The sequence below is a fragment of the Pseudoalteromonas sp. G5_S1_14_S5 genome, from assembly GCF_054968605.1.
In genome coordinates this window covers 1-2,327 of sequence record NZ_JBQKUM010000162.1, presented here as the reverse complement: position 1 = coordinate 2,327, position 2,327 = coordinate 1, and the positions used below count along the sequence as shown (strand labels likewise).

The window sequence follows — 2,327 nt, the reverse complement described above, 5'->3', positions numbered from 1 at the left end:
ACAACACTTCGGCACCGACTATTTTCCTGCTAAAAATATCCATAATTACATAGAGATAGTAGTGTTCACCCTTCGTAATTGATGGTAAGTAGCTAATATCCCAACTCCAAACTTGGTTTGGTTTTGTCGCTTTCTGAGCCTTGCGCTTTGGTCGACTGATTGAGGTAGATCCCCCTCGTCTTTTTAGCTGAGAGTGCTCTTTTAAGACTCTGTAAAATGTTGATTCTGAGGCGATGTAAATGCCCCTATCTGCAAGCATAGGTACGATTACGTTAGGAGGAAGATCCGCATATTCAGGCGCATTGCATACATCTAAAATATCTTGCCTTTCTTGTGCTGTTAGCTTGTTGTGAGGAGCCCTTGCTTTTGGTAAGTTACGCAAATCTTCTACTATCTTACCGCCGTCCTCCACCCAGCGTTGCATCGTCCTTATCGATATTCCAGCGCAGCTACACGCTCTGGTTTTAGTTGCTCCACTCTTGATAGCTTCTTCAATGAATGTAACTATTTTTAGCCGCTCAGAGAGAGGAGTTAATCTTCCTCGCTTGGTTCCCAGAGGGCATTGAACTTTTCCCGCAAAACAAGTAGAGCAGCAGTTTCAGCTAAAGCTTTCTCTTTTCTAGCCAACTCTTTTTCTAATATCTTGATTCGCTTCTTATCCGCTCGGTTGGATGAGTCTATTTTGTTAGAAGGACTTTTCTTCGGTTGGTGTGCTTGTATTGACGCAATTTTCCATTGTTTGACCTGCTCAACAAAAAGACCATTAGTCCGACAATATGCTGCTAGTTCATGTTCTGTCATAACAGCCGTGTCGATGACAATGGCAAAGATTTCCTCTGCTGAAAGATCTTTTTGATTTGAATTTTCTTCGTCTAACAAGCCTTCTTTCTTCAATTGCTCTCTCCACTTATGAACTGTCGCATGACCAACATTAAGTTCGTTAGCCACTCTTCGCAAGGAGTAGCTGTATGGTGGGAGCAACCAGATTAGAACTTGTTCTTTGATCTCTACGTCAATTGAGGGTTTAGGCATATTTGTCTCCAAAATGAATTAAATTCTAAGGCGACAACTATACTGACACAGGGGGGAAATGACTGATCGGAATGCTCCGAAATATGCACTAAAGCTTTCCTGGATAAGGTTATCGCATAAAATGGCTTACCAGGCAAAGTGATTATAGATGGAAGTAAGAGTAACTATGCGGCCCTTGATTCAATGAATGTTCAGCTCTAGTTAACAGGTTTCTTTATGCTTTCCCTATAGAGATATTGGATATTAAATATCTCAATAATATCGTAGAGCAAAGTCACCGTTGGGTTAAGCAGAAAAAGCGTTAAGCTATGAGTTGGAAGTCAATAAAAGAGACTTTGGCCCGTTTGCATGGGCATGCAGTGTGGACGATATTGAAACAAGATCAGATAGATGCTGAAGGCAAGACTGTAGTGGCATAGTGAATTTGCGACAGGGGCCTTTTTGCATCTGAATTTTGGTGAAGATTAAATGACTCTATGGTAAATCAGGCACAAATGAACACCATTAACTAGACTACTAATAAGCATGAAGTTTGTCCCTAGTTGTCTTTGTGCTGAAAAACACGGCTCCTAATCGGGAGCCGTTCTTGTGTCTTAATCAGGGTTCGCACTCTGTGCCGTTATGGCAAAGGGGTTTTGATTACCCAAACAGTTCCGAGTGAGAACCGCAGCGGACTAAAATCAATTCTTGTGCGTCCCAATCAACATCCCAAATCAACAAAAAATCAGGTTGAATATGGCACTCCATGTGTGGCTTCCAGTTACCTTGTAGTAAATGTGGCTTATATTCACTCGGTACAGTACCAGTCTTAACTAAGTGATCGTTGATGAGTTCTTTTAACAGCGAAGTATTGCAGCGTGTGTTTTTTGATGCTCGTTTTAGGTCTTTTTTAAAAGAATTTTTTACTTTAATTTTTAGCACTGCTACTACCTAAAACATCCATAAACAAGTCGTCCGCTGAGTCATAGACATCATTAGTAACAGGCTCTTTCATGGCTTTAAGGGTAACTTGGTTTGGCACTTTAAGTTCAACAGGAAACTCATGGCGTAACCTCACCTGACTAAGAAAAATCCGAATTGCATCAGACATGCTCATACCTAGTTCTGACAAGATAACTTCAGATTCGTGTTTTAACTCACTAGATACCCTAGCTCTAACCATTTCCGTCTTCATACTGTACCTCAAGTGTGCTACGTTATTGTTAAAGGTAACAAAAAAGGTCTCCAATTGCGACCTTTCCTTTCTGTTTCGATACGTATTAAATGATGTTCGTTAAATCGACCACCTACACACT

4 protein-coding genes and 1 pseudogene are annotated in these 2,327 nt (G+C 40.8%); 1 reads left to right on the top strand and 4 read right to left on the bottom strand.

The genetic code is table 11. The features are described 5' to 3' along the window. Both ACTRWI_RS22290 and ACTRWI_RS22285 read right to left on the bottom strand, forming a co-directional pair. Positions 1-424: DDE-type integrase/transposase/recombinase (locus tag ACTRWI_RS22290; protein WP_499133878.1), on the bottom strand; the 424-nt coding region annotated here is incomplete at its 3' end. 107 nt (positions 425-531) lie between these two features. Continuing rightward, positions 532-1,032, bottom strand: a complete 501-nt coding sequence (locus ACTRWI_RS22285; RefSeq protein WP_499133877.1) for a hypothetical protein — start codon at positions 1,030-1,032, stop codon at positions 532-534. A gap of 120 nt (positions 1,033-1,152) precedes the next feature. Here ACTRWI_RS22285 and ACTRWI_RS22280 point away from each other — a divergent pair. Beyond that, positions 1,153-1,337: pseudogene (locus tag ACTRWI_RS22280) on the top strand (IS6 family transposase); the annotation flags it as partial. 334 nt (positions 1,338-1,671) lie between these two features. Here ACTRWI_RS22280 and ACTRWI_RS22275 read toward each other — a convergent pair. Together ACTRWI_RS22275 and ACTRWI_RS22270 are read right to left on the bottom strand one after the other, a co-directional pair. Beyond that, entirely contained in the window at positions 1,672-1,953 is a 282-nt protein-coding gene (locus tag ACTRWI_RS22275; RefSeq protein WP_499133876.1) for a type II toxin-antitoxin system YafQ family toxin, read from the bottom strand. Then, entirely contained in the window at positions 1,940-2,194 is a 255-nt protein-coding gene (locus ACTRWI_RS22270; protein WP_499133875.1) for a type II toxin-antitoxin system RelB/DinJ family antitoxin, read from the bottom strand. Before ACTRWI_RS22270 ends, ACTRWI_RS22275 begins: the two co-directional genes overlap by 14 nt. Between the last annotated feature and the right edge of the window lie 133 nt (positions 2,195-2,327).